Raw genomic sequence first — 16,819 nt, forward strand, 5'->3', positions numbered from 1 at the left:
GTCACCGGGTGTCGGTTTTCAGGACCGCTGTAAACCCATCCCTGGGCGCTTCGGCGCAAACATCCTGTTTGCGACGATCCTGAAAACCGACACCCGGTGCCCGGCCTTCGATTTGAACTTTTGTACTTCGTTAGTTCTGGATTCCGGATGCTTTTGTCATGCCGGACTCGATCCGGTATCGGAATGACGAAGTTGCTGCATCAGTAGTTTGTACATCGTCATCCCGGACCTGATCCGGGATCCAGCCTGCGAGGCCTAAATCTCGCTCGAGGCCTAATCCTCGCTCGAATTCATCCAACTGGGCGCACGCTTCTCCAGAAACGCACTCAAACCTTCCTGCCCTTCCGGCGAAACTCGAACGGCAGCAATCAGCGCGCTGGTCTGCCCCTGCAACTCGTCGTTAACAACACGGTTGGACATGGACATCGCCAGTTGCTTGGCCATGGTTACGGCGTTGGGGCCGTTGTCGGTAATACTGTTCACCAGCTTCTGTACCGTCAGGTCCAGCTCGGCTTCGGCGACCACCTCGGAAACCAGGCCGATTTCTTTCGCGCGCTCTGCGGAAAATCGCTCGGCAGTCACAAAGTAACGGCGCGCCTGACGAGCGCCGATGGCGTTGATCACGTAAGGGCTGATGGTGGCCGGCAGCAGGCCGATTTTCACTTCGCTCAGGCAGAAACTGGCGCGCTCGGCGGCGACGGCGATGTCGCAGCAGCTGACCAGACCAACCGCGCCGCCAAACGCAGCACCCTGTACGCGGGCGATGGTGGGAGCGGGGAAGTTGTCGAGTTTGTGCAGCATGGCGGCGAGGGTCGCGGCGTCGGTGCGGTTCTGCTCTTCACTGTAATCGGCCATGCGCTTCATCCAGTTCAGGTCGGCGCCGGCGGAGAAGTTTTTGCCATTGGACGCGAGCACCAGCGCGCGCACTCCACCACTGCGGGCGAGGTTGTCGAAGGTTTCGCCCAGCTGGCGAATCAGATCGTCGTCGAAGGCGTTGTGGATTTCCGGACGGTTTAGGGTAACCGTGGCAACGCCTTCGTTGTCGATTTCGCACAGCATTTTTTCGGTCATGGTGTTCTCGCTCAAAATTGTTCCTTGGTTCTGGGCCTTGGAGCAGGTCCTGTGGCGGTCCTGCTAGCGTGGCTACTTTGCGGGACACGCTGTGAATACATCCCTGTAAGCTCTGCACCGGCATCCATGCCGGTGAAGGTCCCGCAAAGTAGCCACGCTATCAGAACCTTCGCTTCGAGTGTCTAACTTCGCCACAGCAACTACATCCGGAAAACCCCGAACTTGGTCTCTTCAGGTTCCTTGTGGGTGGCCGCAGCCAGACACAACCCCAACACGGTGCGGGTATCTTTCGGGTCGATCACCCCGTCATCCCACAGTCGCGCGGATGCGTAATACGGATGCCCCTGGTGTTCGTAGTCATCAATGATCGGCTGCTTGAACTTGGCGATTTCCTCCTCGCTCCAGTCCTCACCCTTGGCCGCCATCTGGTCTTTCTTCACCTGCGCCAGTACACCCGCCGCCTGTTCACCGCCCATCACCGAAATGCGCGCGTTGGGCCACATAAACAGGAAGTTGGGATCATAGGCGCGGCCGCACATGCCGTAGTTGCCGGCACCGAAAGAGCCGCCGATCAGAATCGTGATCTTGGGCACTTTAGCGGTGGCAACCGCGGTGACCATCTTGGCACCGTGCTTGGCAATGCCGCCGGCCTCGTACTGCTTGCCCACCATAAAGCCGGTGATGTTCTGCAGGAACACCAGCGGAATATTGCGCTGTGCGCAGAGCTCAATAAAGTGCGCGCCTTTCTGCGCGCTCTCGGCAAACAGAATGCCGTTGTTGGCCACAATACCCACCGGGTAACCGTGAATCCGCGCAAAGCCGGTCACCAGCGTAGTGCCGTACATCGCCTTGAATTCATCAAACTCGGAGCCATCTACAACCCGCGCGATAATCTCGCGTACATCGAACGGCTGGCGGGAATCCTTCGGCACGATGCCGTAGATCTCTTCCGGCGGATAAATCGGCTCGATCGGCTTCTGCACATCGAGACCGGGATTCTTCACCCGGTTCAGTCGCGATACCGAATTGCGCGCAATCTGCAGCGCGTGGGTATCGTTATTGGCAAAGTGATCGGAAACCCCGGAAGTCTTACAGTGCACCTCCGCACCGCCCAGCTCCTCCGCAGAAACCTCCTCCCCGGTCGCCGCCTTCACCAGCGGTGGGCCGGCGAGAAAAATCGTCGCCTGCTCCTTCACCATAATCGACTCATCCGCCATCGCCGGCACATAAGCGCCGCCTGCGGTACAGCTGCCCATCACCACCGCGATCTGCGGAATGTTCTGCGCAGACAGATTCGCCTGATTGAAGAAGATACGCCCGAAGTGCTCGCGATCCGGAAACACATCGTCCTGGCGCGGCAGGTTGGCACCGCCGGAATCCACCAGATAAATACAGGGCAGGTTGTTCTGCTCCGCAATCGCCTGTGCGCGCAGGTGTTTTTTCACCGTCAGCGGATAATAGGTACCGCCCTTTACCGTCGCATCGTTAGCGACGATGACACAGGGCTGGCCGGCAACGGTACCGATACCGGTCAGAATTCCCGCCGCCGGCACGTCTTCACCGTAAACGTCGTAAGCGGCCAACTGCGAAAATTCCAGAAACGGGCTGCCCGGATCCAGCAGCGCGTCGATACGATCGCGGGGCAGCAATTTACCGCGAGAAACATGCTTCTCCCGCGCGCGCTCACTGCCGCCCTTGGCGATGGTTTCCAGCTTTTCGCGCAGGTCATCCACAATGCTCTGCATCTGCTCGCGGTTTTCTGCGAATGCCGGATCCCGGGAATTAATCTTGGTCTGAATCTGGTTCATAAAAAATACGAGGCCAATTCGTAGTCAGAATCTGGATGCGAAGGTGCTGGTGCCGATGCCAGTTCTCCAGACCTTCTAAAACAGGGATGTTTTAGAAGAGCCCCCAGGGATGGGTTCACGGCGTGTCTGGAGAACCGGCATCGGCAGCAGCACCGCCACCGAAGTAAAATAGGACTTAGCGAGTCTCGTTAAAAAGTTCGCGCCCGATCAACATGCGACGGATCTCAGAAGTACCGGCGCCAATCTCGTACAGCTTGGCATCACGCAGCAGGCGACCGGTGGCGTACTCATTGATATAACCGTTGCCACCCAGCGTCTGAATCGCCTGCAGCGCCATCTGCGTCGCACGCTCCGCAGTAAACAGGATCACCGCCGCAGAATCTTTGCGCGAATCCTCACCGCGGTCACAAGCCTTGGCTACAGCGTACAAATAAGCGCGGCTCGCATTCAGATCCGCATACATATCCGCAACCTTGCCCTGCATCAACTGGAATTCACCGATCGCCTTGCCAAACTGCTTGCGATCGTGAATATACGGCACAACGATATCCATACACGCCTGCATGATACCCACCGGGCCGCCAGACAGAATCGTACGCTCGTAATCCAGGCCACTCATCAACACACGCACACCGCCGTTCAGCTGGCCCAGAATATTTTCTTCCGGCACCTCGCAGTCCTCAAACACCAGCTCACAGGTGTTGGACCCGCGCATACCCAGCTTGTCCAGCTTCTGCGCCTGAGTGAAACCCTTAAAACCGCGCTCAACAATAAACGCCGTAATACCGCCAGAACTGATACCCGGCTCCGTGCGCGCATAAATCACATAAGTGTGCGCATCCGGACCGTTAGTGATCCACATCTTGTTGCCGTTCAGTACAAAACGGTCACCCTTCTTCTCCGCCTTCAACTGTAGGCTCACCACATCCGAACCCGAGTTCGGCTCACTCATCGCCAGCGCACCGATATGTTCACCGGAACACAGCTTGGGCAGATACTTCGCCTTCTGCTCGGGGGTACCGTTCTTGCGAATCTGATTTACACACAGGTTGGAGTGGGCGCCGTAGGACAGGCCGACAGAAGCGGACGCGCGGGAGATTTCTTCCATCGCCACCGCATGGGCCAGGTAGCCCATGTTGGAGCCGCCGTATTCCTCTTCCACGGTCATGCCCAGCAGACCCAGCTCACCAAACTTCTTCCACATATCGGCGGGGAACAGATTGTCCTCGTCGATCTGTGCCGCGCGCGGGGCCAGTTCTGCCTGACAGAACTTGTAGACCATATCCCGCAGCATATCGATGTCTTCACCGAGATCGAAGTTCAGGGTTGGGTAAGGGGTATTCATGGGCTGCTCCGCAGTGAATCAGTCAGAGTGTTGTTCAATTAAAAATCAGTGAAATTTCAGTTGTTATATCTATTCGCTGTTGCGTTCTTTCAGCGCCGCCTGGGTGCGGGTACTTGCCTCATCCAGCTGTGCGAGCATCTTCTCGATATCCCGCTGCTGCTCGCGCAACTGCTGGCGCTTGGCGTCAATACGGTCGAGGAGGCGGTTGAGCTGGTCCACATTGCCGTGGGCCGGGTCGTACATATCGATGATTTCCCGGCTCTCATCCAGCGAGAACCCGAGACGCTTGCCGCGCAGGATCAGCTTCAGGCGTACCCGATCTTCCGGCGTGTATACCCGGGTCTGCCCGCGCCGCTCCGGGCTGATCAGCCCCTTGTCTTCATAGAAGCGGATGGTGCGGGTGGTGATCCCGAACTCCTGGGCCAGCTCGGAGATGCTGTAGTTGTCGGCAGTGGTGGTGCTCATATTGGACGATTCCTCAGATCTGCCCGAAGTCTAGTTGACGTTTACGTTAACGTAAACGTCAATCTGGGCCAAATCGTGACTGAGGTGTATCTCCTAGTCTCGATAGCCATGGCTGGCGGCCGCAGTCCCAGGTGGAAATTTATGTAAGGTTTTCGCGCCTCTGGGTACAGTAACTGGCAATACCCGCATCAGGCGGCCCCGAATACATGGAAAGAAGAACCACAACTTGGACGCCCGCGAACAACTATTCCAGCAATTGATTGACGACTGCGGCGGCGGTATTGCCCGCCTGGCAGGCAGTTATGTGCGCAACCAGGCCGAGCGCGACGACCTGGTACAGGAGATCTGGCTGGCCATCTGGCGGGCGCTGCCCGGTTTCCGCGGGGATGCCAGCCTGCGCACCTTCGCCTACCGCATCGCCCACAACCGCAGTGTCACCCAGCTGACCCGCCGCCGCGATGGCGAGGATAGCGACCTGCTGGAAATGGTTGTCGATGAGCGTCCCGGGCCCGAGGCGCAACTGGAACAGAACCGCGATGCCGAGCGGCTGATGCGCGCGGTGTCCAGATTGCCGCTGGGAATGCGGCAGGCGCTGACCCTGCGTTTTGAAGGTTTGAGCTACAGCGAGATTTCCGAGGTGCTGGGTATCAGTGAATCCAATGTGGCGGTGCGCCTGAACCGGGCGCGCGAACGACTGACTACCCAATTGAATGAAACGGTGTGAAAACTGCACATGAAGAATGAAGACGACGGCCTGCAGGAACTCGCGAACCTGTGGCAGCAGGCCCCGGTGCCAGTGCCGGTACCGGAAGCCATACGCGCGGAGATCGGCAGGCAGGAGCGGCGACTGCGTTTTTACGCCTGGTTTGAGTGGGTGGCGTCAATTGCGGTTGGTATCGGTGGTGTGTTTCTGATGCTCAACAGCGAAATTGGTGATGCCCCCTGGCGTGCTCTGCTGGTGGTCGTGCTATTGGCGTGGGCCATGGCTTTTTCTGTCATCAACCGCCGGGGGGTGTGGGAACCCCTGGAAGACTCCGTGCGGGGCTATCTGGACCTGGCACGACTGCGTCTGACACGCAAACGCCGCATGTTGCGCTTTGCCTGGTTGTTTTTTATTGCGGAGCTGGGAATTTTCGCCCTGTGGCAATGGCTGTCGGGTTTCGGCTGGCTGGAGCCCATTTTCGTGGGGGACGGGGGATTTGCCGTAACCTGGATTTCGGTGTTCGCACTGGCAATGGGTGCCTGGAGTATCTGGTACTGGCGCCGCATAAAAAGTGGCGAGCAGAAGATAGAACAGTGGCAGCGGGAAAATATCGAAGCGACGGAACAATAAATTGTAAGAAATCCGGTTTGCCGGGTACTACAGCAGGTGTGATTTCAATAAATAACTCAATCAGAGGCTGTAACCATGCTGTCCAACCTGGAACAAAAATTTTCCGACTTTCTCGATCTGTTTGCACAAATGGATCCGATTCAGACCATTGGATTCGTCATCCTATTTTTTGCAATCTGGTTTTTACCCAGTCTTCTCGCGATCTTTTTCAATCGCGGGCACCTGGGGAAGATCTTTCTCGCGAATATCCCGGCGGGACTGTCCTGGATCGCCTGGGTGGCATTGCTGGTATGGGCGGCCACGGGCAAGGTGAGCGGTAAGCTGGCGAAAAAATACGGAAGTACTGCTTCCGGGGAAACGGTTAATGCAGAGGGGAAGGCTTGAGGAACTGAGCGCCGAATTTGGCGTGGTAAGTGGCACACCTATCTCATGTGTGCCATATACCTTGGTTAGCACATCTTCGGGAATCGTGAATAAGGGAGCCTCAAAAATGGGCAAATCAGCCAACCAGCCCCACCAGCACCACGCCAAGTGCGGCCACACCGCCATCAAGCACGGCGACCATATTGACTACCTGCAGGACGGACATTTGCATCACCCGGAACAGGGCTGCAATAAAGAGCACGTGCTCGAATTCACCGCCACCAACCCGAATGAATGCCGGCCTCTGAATCCCGCCTGCGACCCAGACCACACTCACGGCCCGAATTGCGGGCATGAAATGGTGCCCCATGGGGACCACTTTGATTATCTGGTGAATGGCCGCCTGCACCATGTGCATGGTGATCACTGTGATGATCATGGGCCGGTAGAGGTGGTAAAAGGGCACTGATTGCCGGCGGAGAAGGTTCCGCCGGCGTACTTTGATAGGTAAGCGATTACTGGTTGCTGGGTAGCATTTCTGTAGCCAGATACGCACGGTAGTAGGCACTGTCCAGCAACTGCTTGGCTTCCTCAATATCTGGTGCAAAGTAGCGGTCCTTATCGTAGAAAGGTACGCGCTCGCGCAGGGCGGCCTTGGCTTTTTCCAGCTTTTCGGTGGTCTTTAGCGGCGCGCGGAAGTCGAGGCCCTGGCACGCGGCGAGCAGTTCTACGGCGAGAATGCCGCAGGTGTTATCCGCCATATCCCGCAGGCGGCGGCCGGCGAAGGTGGCCATGGATACGTGGTCTTCCTGGTTGGCGGAGGTCGGCAGTGAGTCCACGCTTGCCGGGTGGGCAAAGGTTTTGTTTTCGCTCGCCAGTGCCGCGGAGGTTACCTGCGCGATCATAAATCCGGAATTCACTCCGCCGTTGTCCACCAAAAACGGCGGCAGACCGGACAGGTTGGAGTCGATCAGCAGCGCCATGCGACGCTCGGACAGTGAGCCGATTTCCGCGATCGCCAGCGCCAGATTGTCTGCCACCATCGCCACCGGTTCCGCGTGGAAGTTGCCACCGGAAATGATGTCGGAGTTTTCCGGATTTTCCTCATCCGTAAACACTAACGGATTGTCGGAAACCCCATTGGCTTCCGCCAGCAACACTTCAGAGGCGAAGCGGATCTGCTGCAGGCAGGCGCCCATTACCTGGGGCTGGCAGCGGAGGCTGTAGGGGTCCTGGACTTTCTCGCAATCTTCGTGCGACTCGCCGATTTCACTTTTCTCCCCCAGCAAATCGCGATAGCTCGCGGCCACATCCCGCTGCGCCTTTTGTCCGCGCGCCATATGAATGCGATCGTCGAAGGGGCGGCGGGAGCCTTTGGCGGCTTCCAGGGTGAGGGCGCCGGTTACCACGGCACCGGCGAACAAATCTTCCGCGCTGAACATGCCCTGCAGGGCAAACGCGGTGGACGCCTGAGTGCCGTTCAAGAGTGCCAGGCCTTCCTTCGGCGCCAGTACCAGCGGGCGCATTTCCGCAAAGCGCAGGCCTTCGGCCGCGGCCTTGCGTTCGCCATTGATAAAGCACTCGCCTTCACCCAGCAGCACCACACTCATATGTGCCAGCGGTGCCAGGTCACCGGAGGCGCCCACGGAGCCCTTTTCCGGAATGGCCGGGTAGACGCCGGCGTTGACCAGTTTGATCAGTGCCTGAATCACCTCCAGGCGGATGCCGGAAAAACCGCGCGCCAGGGAATTGATTTTCAGCACCATCAGCAGGCGCACGGTGTCTTCACTCATGAAGTTGCCGGTGCCGGCTGCGTGAGACAGGACGATGGCGCGCTGCAGGGTTTCCAGGTCTTTCTTTTCGATGCGGGTGTTGGCCAACAGGCCGAAACCGGTGTTGATACCGTAGACGGTGCGGCCCTGTTCCAGTACGTCGGCGACGGTTTTTGCGGAGGCTGCGATGGCGGCGTGGGCGGACGGGTCCAGTGTCAGTTTCACCGGCTCGCGGGCGACGCGGCGCAGTTGTTCCAGGCTCAGTTGGCCGGGGGTGATTTGCAGTTGGTACATAAATTTATTCACCGGTTTAATTCGTTTGCACTCGTCATACCGGCGAAGGCCGGTATCCAGCGAATTGGCAGCGGAGTTTTCTGGAGCTCCGATGCTGGATGCCGGATCAAGTCCGGCATGACGAGTTAAAAAAGTTTGATCAGTCCTTGAGCATCGGCAGATCCAGCCCCTGCTCTTTCGCGCAGTTCTTGGCGATGTCATAACCCGCATCCGCATGGCGCATAACGCCGGTGGCCGGGTCATTCCACAGCACACGCTCGATGCGTTTCTTCGCCGCCTCGGTGCCGTCACACACGATGACTACACCACTGTGCTGGCTGAAGCCCATGCCCACACCGCCGCCGTGATGCAGCGATACCCAGGTGGCGCCTGAGGCGGTATTCAGCAACGCGTTCAGCAGCGGCCAGTCGGAAACGGCTTCGGAACCGTCCATCATGGATTCGGTTTCGCGGTTGGGGCTGGCGACGGAGCCGGAGTCGAGGTGATCGCGGCCGATCACCACCGGTGCTTCCAGTTCACCGCTGGCCACCATTTCGTTAAATGCCAGTGCCAGGCGTGCGCGGTCTTTCAGACCGACCCAGCAGATACGCGCGGGCAGTCCCTGGAACTGGATACGCTCGCGGGCCATATCCAGCCAGTTGTGCAGTTGCGGATTGTCCGGGATCAGCTCTTTTACCTTGGCGTCGGTTTTGTAAATGTCTTCCGGGTTGCCGGAAAGTGCCGCCCAGCGGAAGGGACCGACGCCTTCGCAGAAAAGCGGGCGAATGTAGGCGGGCACGAAGCCGGGGAAATCGAAGGCATTCTCCACCCCTTCTTCAAATGCCATCTGGCGGATGTTGTTGCCGTAATCCAGGGTGGCGGCGCCGCGCTCTTGCAGGGTAAGCATGGCCTGTACCTGCACGGCCATGGATTTTTTCGCTTCCTTGACCACCAGCGCTTCGTCGCGCTTTCGCATTTCAGTGGCTTGATCCATGGTCCAGCCCTGGGGCAGGTAGCCGTTCAGCGGGTCGTGGGCGGAAGTTTGGTCGGTAACGCAGTCTGGCAGGATATTGCGCTCGACAATTTCCGGGAAAATATCCGCAGCGTTGCCCAGCAGGCCGACGGAAATGGCTTCACCCTTTTCCATCGCGTCGTTGATCATTGCCAGGGCTTCGTCGAGGCTGGTGGCCTTCTTGTCTACGTAGCCGGTGCGCAGGCGGAAGTCGATGCGGGTTTCGTCGCACTCGACGGCAATCATGCAGAAGCCGGCCATGGTGGCGGCCAGCGGTTGCGCGCCGCCCATACCGCCGAGACCACCGGTGAGAACCCATTTTCCTTTGGCTACGCCATCAAAGTGTTTACGCGCAACTGCGGCAAATGTTTCGTAGGTGCCCTGGACGATGCCCTGGGAGCCGATGTAGATCCAGGAGCCGGCGGTCATCTGGCCGTACATGGCCAGGCCTTTTTTATCCAGCTCGTTGAAGTGTTCCCAGTTGGCCCAGTGGGGGACGAGGTTGGAGTTGGCAATCAATACGCGGGGGGCGTCGGCGTGGGTTTTGAATACGCCGACGGGTTTACCGGATTGCACCAATAGAGTTTCGTCGTCTTCGAGGCGCTTCAGTACTTCGACGATTTTGTCGTAGCACTCCCAGTCCCGCGCGGCGCGGCCGATGCCGCCGTACACAACAAGATCTTCCGGGCGCTCAGCCACGTCCGGGTGCAGGTTATTCATCAGCATGCGCAGGGGCGCTTCGGTCAGCCAGCTTTTTGCGTTCAGCGTGGTGCCGGTGGGTGCGGCAATTTTACGGCTGGGATCGTGACGTTTATCGGTCATGGTTGCCTCGTCTATTTCCAAATTCTGTGGGTAGTTTTGAATTTGATTTTTGTGGGCTTTTGGCCCTGTGGTATTTGGGGCTCCGGATTTTTGTCCGGTAGCGGCGGGGCACCAGGTGTAGGTTTTCAGGACCGCTACAAGTACGTCCCTGTAAGCTGCGTCGGCGACGTCCATGTCGCCGACGCTCCTGAAAACCTACACCCGGCACCCCGCCTTCGATTCGTGCTTCTGTACTTCGATTCTCGTCATCCCGGACTTGATCCGGGATCCAGTGCCACCGAATTGGCAGCGTTCCTGGATGCCGGACTCGATCCGGTACCGGTATGACGGGCTACTAAAACCTGAGTTGTGCGCCCAGTCGGTATCGATTCCCCGGGTGCACCAGCCGCGCAAAACTCACTGTTCCTGCACTACTTTTAGTCCGTCGCCAGATCTGCAGGCAGGCAGTGCCGCTTTTGATCTCCAGAGCAGCAGCCACTGCGTCATCCGCACCAACCGCCTCGACCGTGGTATCCACCTCCGTCAGCGGTGCAACACGGGTCAGGTATTCATTGGGTGTAGCCGCGTGGAAATCCTGCTGTAGGTATTCCGGCACCAGTGTGGGGTTGGTATAGCGTTCTTCGAACTGGATCGGCAGGTCGTTGTCCAGGTGGACGATGATGGAGTGGTAGACAGCACTGCCCTCGGTGAGGCCGAGAGCGACCGCGACTTCGGTGTTGGCCTGGGTTTGCTCCAGCTTGAGGATGCGGTTGCTATAACTGTGACCGCGGGCGGCAACTTCGTCGGCGATATTGCGCACTTCCAGCAGGGAGCCCGCGGGCACCGGCTCGGCGACGAAGGTACCGAGGCCCTGGGTTCGGATCAGCACCCCTTCGTCGGTGAGTTCGCTGAGTGCGCGGCGGGCGGTCATACGGCTGACGTTGAAGTCCTGGGCGAGCTGGTTTTCCGAGGGCACGCGAAAGTGCGCGGGCCATTCACCGGATTCGATCTGCGCGCGGATATGCGCCTTGATGGCGGCGTAGCGGGGCTGGCTGCCGGTGTCTTTGGATAACTGACTGCTCATACTTGTGTGGTCTTTGCCTGCTCGGGTAGAGTGTCTGCCTGGTTGTGTATTCTTGTATATACAAGCTTGTTGGTGGGGCAACTATGGATTTGATGTGGGAGGCTGTCAATAGGTGGGTGGTTGTTCGCCTGCAGGGCAGGCTTCTACGGGGAGTTCGTACAGGTTTTGTCATGCCGGTACCGGGTCGAGTCTGGCATGACAAAAGCATCCGGCATCCAGAGGCTCGGCCAGTTCGGTGGCACTGGATCCCGGATCGAGTCCGGGATGACAAGAATCGAAGCACAGAAGTATGAATTGAAGGTCGGGTGCTGGGTGTGAGGTTTCAGGATCGTCGTCGCCATGGATGGCGGCGCCGAAGCGTACATGGATGTACTCGCAGCGGTCCTGAAACCTCACACCCAGTGCCCGGCCGCCACAGAACTAGAAAGAGCCCAAGTGAGAATCCGCGCCAAATTCCCCCAACAGGGCTATCGTTACAAATAACGCCAATTCAGTGAGCGACTATGACTGAACGCTGTGATCTGCTGATTACCAATGTCCACGCGGCCACCATGGACCCGTCCCTGCCCGGCGCCTATGGCGCGGTGGAGGATGCCGCGGTGGCGGTGACGGGCAACAAGATTGTCTGGATCGGGCCGCGCCGGGAGCTGCCCGACTGCACCGCCGATCAGGTTATCGATGGGGAAGGGCAGTGGCTGACCCCCGGGCTGATCGACTGCCACACCCACCTGGTATATGGCGGCCACCGCGCCGGCGAATTTGCCCGTCGCCTGGGTGGGGAAAGCTATGAAGAAGTGGCCCGCGCCGGCGGCGGTATCCTCTCCACCGTGCGCGCTACCCGCGCCGCCAGCGCCGACGATCTTTACCGCAAGGCCGAACCGCGCCTGAAAGCCTTGATGAATGAGGGCGTCACCACCGTCGAAATCAAATCCGGCTACGGCCTCGACCTCGACACCGAACTCAAACAGCTGCGCGTCGCCCGCCGCCTCGCCCAGCACTACCCGGTGAACATCCTCACCACCTGCCTCGCCGCCCACGCCCTGCCGCCGGAATACGATGGCCGCGCCGACGATTATATCGACCTGGTGTGCAACGAAATTCTGCCCGCTGTGGCCAAAGAGCAATTGGCGGATGCCGTGGATATGTTCTGCGAAACCATCGCCTTCTCCGTCGAGCAGTGCGAAAAAGTCATCAAGGCGGCACAGGCACTCGATCTGCCGGTAAAAGTCCACGCAGAGCAGCTCGCCGCCACCGGCGCCACCAGAATGGCCGCCCGCGCCGGCGCTCTCTCGGTAGAGCATATCGAATACATCACCGCCGAAGATGTCGCCGCCATGGCCGATAGCGGCACCGCCGCGGTGCTGCTGCCCGGTGCTTTTTACACCCTGAAAGAAACCCGTGTGCCGCCCATCGAATCCCTGCGTGCTGCCGGTGTGCCCATGGCGATCTCCACCGACCTCAACCCCGGAAGCTGTCCCATCGCCTCTCTGAGACTGATGATGAATATGAGTTGTAACCTGTTTGGCCTCACTCCGGCGGAAGCGCTTGCCGGGGTGACTCGGTCTGCCGCACGCGCGCTGGGTATCTGTTGTTCTCGCGGCGTGCTGCGCGCGGGACTGCGTGCCGACATGGCCCTGTGGCCGATGGAAACTCCGGACCAGCTCGCCTATGAAGTGGGCGCACTGAAACCGGCAGAGATTTTTGTTGGGGGGCACCATGTTACAGCTGGCTGATATGCGCTTGTGGAGTGGCCGGGTCGACAGCGAAGACGGCAAGGCCGGCAAGCGCTGGCACCAGGACATAGTGCCCCTGCACCTCGACAGCCCGCCGGGCTTCTCCATTCTCGGCTTCGCGTCCGATGAAGGGGTGCGCCGCAACAAGGGCCGCATCGGCGCTGCCAAGGGGCCGCGGATTTTGCGCCTGGCCCTGGCCAATCTGCCCAAGACTTTTGGCGCGCCGCTGTACGACGCCGGCAATGTGCGGGTGGAAAAGGATGATCTCGAATCCGGCCAGGCGATGCTCGGCGCACGGATTACCGAACTGATGAGCGCCGGGCATTTCCCCATGGTGCTCGGCGGTGGCCACGAGATTGCCTACGGCAGCTATCAGGGAATTGCCCGCTGGATGCGCGAACAGCACCGGGACAAGACCCTCGGCATTATCAATTTCGATGCCCACCTGGATATCCGCCTGCCCGCACCCCAGGGGTCCTCCGGGACGCCGTTTTACCAGATTGCCGAGCAGTGCGACCTGAATGGGCGACCCTTCAACTACCTGTGTGTGGGGGCCGCAGCCACCGCCAATACCCCCGCCCTGTACCACCGCGCAGAAGAGTTGGGAGCACAGGTGATTTCCGACCGGGAAATCGTGCCCTGGCGCATCGAGCTGGTACAGAAACAGATCGCCGACTTTATCGACCGGGTGGATTTTGTCTATCTCACCATCGACCTGGATGTACTCCCGGCGGCGGTAATGCCAGCGGTATCGGCCCCTGCGGGACGCGGCGTAGCGTTCGAGCTGTTCGAGCCGCTGCTCGATACCGTGCTGGAATCGAAAAAGGTGTGCCTGGCGGATATGGCCGAGTTCAATCCCTATTTCGATATTGAGGATCACGCGGCGCGTACGGCGGCACGATTGGTGTTTCAGATTGCCAATGGCATCAAGGGCTAGTCGCCGGAGGTTCTGAGAGTGCTGAGCCGATGGGCGGGGCTGCATCTCATGGTTGGTCGTAGGCTGTGATTGATAGTTTGTCGCATTTTTCAACTCACGAGTGGGTGATAAATCTGATTTTTGCGGCAAAAAAAGTTTTTGCTTCTGTTTGAAGTAGTGACGCGCTAGTCATTGTGGTAGTTTCCCGAGAGACAGTCGGATAGAAACGCTGCCTTGCAATTGGTACGGGGGTGCCAATTTGGGAGCGGTGAATATCCGTTTGTCCTGCAACCAAGTAACAATAAATTTGGGGAACCTTATGACTAAGCACCAGTTTACAGGGCGGCGACCCGTTGCCCTGGCCATCGCCATTGCCGCTGGCTCGGTTGTGCCCGCGTTAAGCCACGGCGTGGAAATTGAAGAGATCATCGTGACCGCACAGAAGCGCGAGCAGAATGCGCTGGAAGTGCCGGTTACCGTGGACACTTTTTCTGCCTCCGATATGGACAACACCAATGCGCTGAAACTCAGCGACATGGCGGATTTCGTTCCCGGGTTTGAGGTGGGCTCCGGGATCACCCAGTCCGCTCTCAGTATCCGGGGAGTGCGCAGCTCCAATATTAGTGCCGGTGGCGACCCCTCTGTGGCCGTGTTTTACGACGGGGCCTATGTGCCATCGCCAGCGACTTCCATGTCCTTTGCCGACATGCAGCGCGTGGAGGTTTTGAAGGGCCCCCAGGGAACTCTGTTTGGCCGTAACGCTGCCGCCGGTTCCGTTAACCTGGTGCCCAACCAGCCGCAGGCGGATTTTGAAGCGTTCGTATCCGCTCGCACCGGCAATTACGGCCTCGCGCACCTTGAAGGCATGGTAAATGCACCGGTAACCGACGCGCTGTTCGTGCGCGCCAATCTGATGAGCTTTCAGCGCGATGGCTTTGTCGAGAATGTCTACCCCGGTGCTGAAGATGCCGGTTCTGAGGATATCGTCACCGGTCGCGTTGCCGCCCTGTGGCAGATCAGTGACAGCACCTCGGCGCAACTGTCCTACGACTGGGATGAAGTGGACAATGCCGCGCGTCAGGCGATTGGTGTGAGCGAATTTGCCTACAGCCAGAACCCTTTTGACTACAAGGTTGAAAACGATCTGGTGGACGGTGGCGAGACCCGTTCCATGTCTGCGGTCAACGCCAAGTTGAACCACACCTTCGACGACAACTGGAGTCTGAAATGGGTGTCCAGCTATCGCCAGTGGGAAACCACAAACCGCGAGGAAGAAGATGGCACTGCGGATATCACCCGCTACCTGGACACCAATAATATTTTCGATTCCGATATCGCCTACCACGAGCTGCAGGTGAACTTTGTCGGTGATCGTCTGAATGCGGTGATGGGCGCCAACTATTCCAAAGAGGATATTTATCAGCGCACCAATGTGACCGCTTCTGCGGCGTCCGTTACCCGTCTGGTGACCGGTGACATCGTCAACACCCAGCAGCTGCGCGACCAGATCGCTTACGGTGCTGCTCTGCAAGCGGGTGGTATGCCCGGCGACGGGGCAGCCGGTGACGCTGCCGCGGCCTATGCGCTGGCCGCTCTGGATTCCGTGGAACACCTGTGGGATGAGACAGACTGGGCGACCTTTACCAGCCTGATTGGCATGGGTGGCGCGCCGCAGGCGGATGTCTATTACGATGCCATCGCTGCCGACCTGGGCACCGGTATGCTGTTTGGCCCGGAGCAGTTTGGCGGACTCTACTGGACCGAGGCGGTGGAAAATACCGGCGACTTCACCAACTACGGCGTATACGTGGATCTGGACTACGCACTCACCGATCAATTCAGTGTGCTCGCCGGCCTGCGGTACAGCACCGACGAAAAAACCTTCACCTGGGAAACACCGGGAACCAGTTTCCGCGCGCTACGCGACGGGGTGAGCGAAGTCATTTTCTCGACCGACGATGCCTACAACGTGGGTGCGGGGGTACGCCGAGCCTCTGACGACTGGAGTGCCACCACCGGACGTCTCGTTGGCCAGTACCAGTTCAGTGACGATGCCATGGCGTTTCTGTCGTATTCCACTGGCTACAAATCCGGCGGCTTCGACTCGCTCAACCTGCTCACCGCGGAGAATCCCATCGCGCCGGAGGAGGTGGAAAATATCGAACTTGGCGTAAAAGGCAATCTGCTGGACGGCCTGCAGGTGCAGCTCAGCTACTTCGATATGACCGTCGACAACCGTCAGCGCAGTGTCGAGAGCAAGCCGCCGCAGTCCGCCAATGCTCTGCCTCGGGTGATCAACGGCGACCAGAAATTCAACGGTGTGGAAGTGACCGTGGACTGGCTGGCAACCGAGTCCCTACGTTTTGGTCTGGTGACCACCGTGCGTGATGAGGACTCCCAGTGGGAGGACTACTACGACGCCGAAGGTGAATTGCAGTCCGAGCGCGCCAAGTCCTCTGTGGATACCGCCTACACCGCCACCATGGACTGGGCGCCGGCGATTTCCGTGGGTGAGTTGAACCTGCACATGAACTACATCTACGCCGAAAACAGCGATGCCCTGGAGCCGGGTTTCCTGGCAAGTTTCAGCGACATCGATGGCGTGGGTGAGGACGACAAACGCCTGAATGGACGCCTGGTGTGGATGAACAGCGGTGGTCAGTACGAACTGGCACTGTGGGGCCGCAACCTGCTGGATAACGAGCGCACGGATATCCCCAGTGGTCGTTCCATGGCGGTGTTTGGCACTCCGTACACCTCTGTTGCCGAGCCGCGCACCTACGGTGCGGAAGTGCGCTACAACTTCTGATTGCGCTGGCTTTAAACGAAAAACGCCGCCCGTT

15 protein-coding genes are annotated in these 16,819 nt (G+C 58.9%); 8 read left to right on the plus strand and 7 right to left on the minus strand.

All coding sequences use genetic code 11. The annotated features are described in order from the left end of the window. Positions 1-187 (plus strand): hypothetical protein (locus ACXAG1_RS15185; RefSeq protein ID WP_475120170.1); only part of this gene is annotated, 187 nt, incomplete at its 5' end. Between the two features lie 86 nt (positions 188-273). Here the strand turns inward: ACXAG1_RS15185 and ACXAG1_RS15190 are convergent. From ACXAG1_RS15190 to ACXAG1_RS15205, 4 genes are all read right to left on the minus strand, one after another. Next, positions 274-1,071 carry an enoyl-CoA hydratase/isomerase family protein gene (locus ACXAG1_RS15190; RefSeq protein ID WP_475091012.1) on the minus strand — a complete coding sequence of 266 codons (798 nt, stop codon included), beginning with the start codon at positions 1,069-1,071 and terminating at the stop codon, positions 274-276. A gap of 200 nt (positions 1,072-1,271) precedes the next feature. Further along, positions 1,272-2,879, minus strand: coding sequence for a carboxyl transferase domain-containing protein (locus ACXAG1_RS15195; RefSeq protein WP_475091011.1), 1,608 nt, complete (start codon positions 2,877-2,879; stop codon positions 1,272-1,274). Between the two features lie 175 nt (positions 2,880-3,054). Beyond that, a complete protein-coding gene (locus tag ACXAG1_RS15200) occupies positions 3,055-4,224 on the minus strand; it encodes an isovaleryl-CoA dehydrogenase (RefSeq protein WP_475120171.1) in 1,170 nt (389 codons plus the stop codon). A gap of 69 nt (positions 4,225-4,293) precedes the next feature. Then, positions 4,294-4,689, minus strand: coding sequence for a MerR family transcriptional regulator (locus ACXAG1_RS15205; RefSeq protein ID WP_475120172.1), 396 nt, complete (start codon positions 4,687-4,689; stop codon positions 4,294-4,296). 226 nt (positions 4,690-4,915) lie between these two features. Here ACXAG1_RS15205 and ACXAG1_RS15210 point away from each other — a divergent pair, with 226 nt between their 5' ends. The 4 genes from ACXAG1_RS15210 to ACXAG1_RS15225 all read left to right on the plus strand — a co-directional run bounded on the left by ACXAG1_RS15210 (position 4,916) and on the right by ACXAG1_RS15225 (position 6,854). Then, a complete protein-coding gene (locus tag ACXAG1_RS15210; RefSeq protein ID WP_475091008.1) occupies positions 4,916-5,413 on the plus strand; it encodes an RNA polymerase sigma factor in 498 nt (165 codons plus the stop codon). Between the two features lie 9 nt (positions 5,414-5,422). Then, entirely contained in the window at positions 5,423-6,022 is a 600-nt protein-coding gene (locus ACXAG1_RS15215) for a hypothetical protein (protein ID WP_475091007.1), read from the plus strand. A gap of 75 nt (positions 6,023-6,097) precedes the next feature. Continuing rightward, complete coding sequence (locus ACXAG1_RS15220; RefSeq protein ID WP_475120173.1) at positions 6,098-6,406, plus strand: superinfection immunity protein; 309 nt, start codon at positions 6,098-6,100, stop codon at positions 6,404-6,406. 106 nt (positions 6,407-6,512) lie between these two features. Then, positions 6,513-6,854: a hypothetical protein gene (locus ACXAG1_RS15225; protein WP_475091005.1), complete on the plus strand. Its 342-nt coding sequence runs from the start codon at positions 6,513-6,515 to the stop codon at positions 6,852-6,854. A gap of 46 nt (positions 6,855-6,900) precedes the next feature. Here the strand turns inward: ACXAG1_RS15225 and hutH are convergent, their stop codons facing one another. The 3 genes from hutH to hutC all read right to left on the minus strand — a co-directional run bounded on the left by hutH (position 6,901) and on the right by hutC (position 11,327). Further along, positions 6,901-8,451: a histidine ammonia-lyase gene (gene hutH / locus ACXAG1_RS15230; RefSeq protein WP_475091004.1), complete on the minus strand. Its 1,551-nt coding sequence runs from the start codon at positions 8,449-8,451 to the stop codon at positions 6,901-6,903. A 139-nt stretch (positions 8,452-8,590) separates the two neighbouring features. After that, complete coding sequence (gene hutU, locus ACXAG1_RS15235; protein ID WP_475120174.1) at positions 8,591-10,264, minus strand: urocanate hydratase; 1,674 nt, start codon at positions 10,262-10,264, stop codon at positions 8,591-8,593. A gap of 334 nt (positions 10,265-10,598) precedes the next feature. Then, complete coding sequence (hutC, locus tag ACXAG1_RS15240; protein ID WP_475120175.1) at positions 10,599-11,327, minus strand: histidine utilization repressor; 729 nt, start codon at positions 11,325-11,327, stop codon at positions 10,599-10,601. A gap of 503 nt (positions 11,328-11,830) precedes the next feature. Between hutC and hutI the strand changes: the two genes are divergently transcribed. The 3 genes from hutI (at position 11,831) to ACXAG1_RS15255 (ending at position 16,785) form a co-directional block, all read left to right on the plus strand. Further along, positions 11,831-13,060 (plus strand): imidazolonepropionase, encoded by a 1,230-nt coding sequence (hutI, locus tag ACXAG1_RS15245; RefSeq protein WP_475120176.1) that lies wholly within the window; start codon positions 11,831-11,833, stop codon positions 13,058-13,060. Then, complete coding sequence (gene hutG, locus ACXAG1_RS15250; RefSeq protein ID WP_475091000.1) at positions 13,044-13,997, plus strand: formimidoylglutamase; 954 nt, start codon at positions 13,044-13,046, stop codon at positions 13,995-13,997. The genes hutI and hutG overlap by 17 nt, the downstream gene beginning before the upstream one ends. 298 nt (positions 13,998-14,295) lie before the next feature. Then, on the plus strand, positions 14,296-16,785 hold the full coding sequence (locus tag ACXAG1_RS15255) for a TonB-dependent receptor (RefSeq protein WP_475090999.1): 2,490 nt from the start codon (positions 14,296-14,298) through the stop codon (positions 16,783-16,785). The last annotated feature ends 34 nt before the right edge of the window (positions 16,786-16,819 follow it).

The sequence above is a fragment of the Microbulbifer sp. ABE4_465 genome (genome assembly GCF_056160765.1).